Here is a 614-nt window from a genome sequence, read left to right on the forward strand (position 1 = left end):
ACTTTTAAATATGCCTTCTGAAAAAATTAAAATTTTTGCCTTTAAATTTTCAGACGGCCTTTGCATGATGACTACTCTGCACTAAATGCCGTCTGAAAAGTCTGTTTGCCAATGGTAATGTCGGCAGTGTAATCATGGCGGCCTTCGACGCAAAATGGCAAGCGGATTTGCGCAGCCTGCCAACTTTGCGGCGATTGTTGCGTCAGGTTATAGTGGTTGAAGCCCATGTCCATGTTTTTCATACTGAAACTGATACTGACCGCACCCGTATTCTTCGGCACATTCTCCACCACAATATCAAACGGCTCGTGTGTATTGATAGAGGTCGCACGCACTTTTGAACCGTCAGGCAGAACGCAGCCTTGTGTTAGACTACATTCGACTACATTCGCTTTTATCTGTTGCCGCTGCCACCAATCCAAGAGCAGCAGTTTGGCCGCCGCAAACACAATCAGTAAAACAGCGGCAATCAGTAGTTTTTGATTTTTACTCATTTCAGACGGCCTCAATGTCATTATCGGTCAAAACGGCGTGCGCACCCATGCTCTGCCACTGTTCGCGATAAATGGAAACCATACTTTCCGGAGCTGCCACAATCAGCGGCATCGCCACGC

The 614-nt window shown here is 46.9% G+C and carries 1 protein-coding gene; it reads right to left on the reverse strand.

What is annotated here, in order from left to right; translation table 11 throughout:
* Positions 1–71: 71 nt before the first annotated feature.
* On the reverse strand, positions 72–494 hold the full coding sequence (locus ACTHUM_RS17545; protein ID WP_219088551.1) for a hypothetical protein: 423 nt from the start codon (positions 492–494) through the stop codon (positions 72–74).
* Positions 495–614 lie beyond the last annotated feature (120 nt).

This window comes from Neisseria sp. P0021.S006, assembly GCF_051956895.1.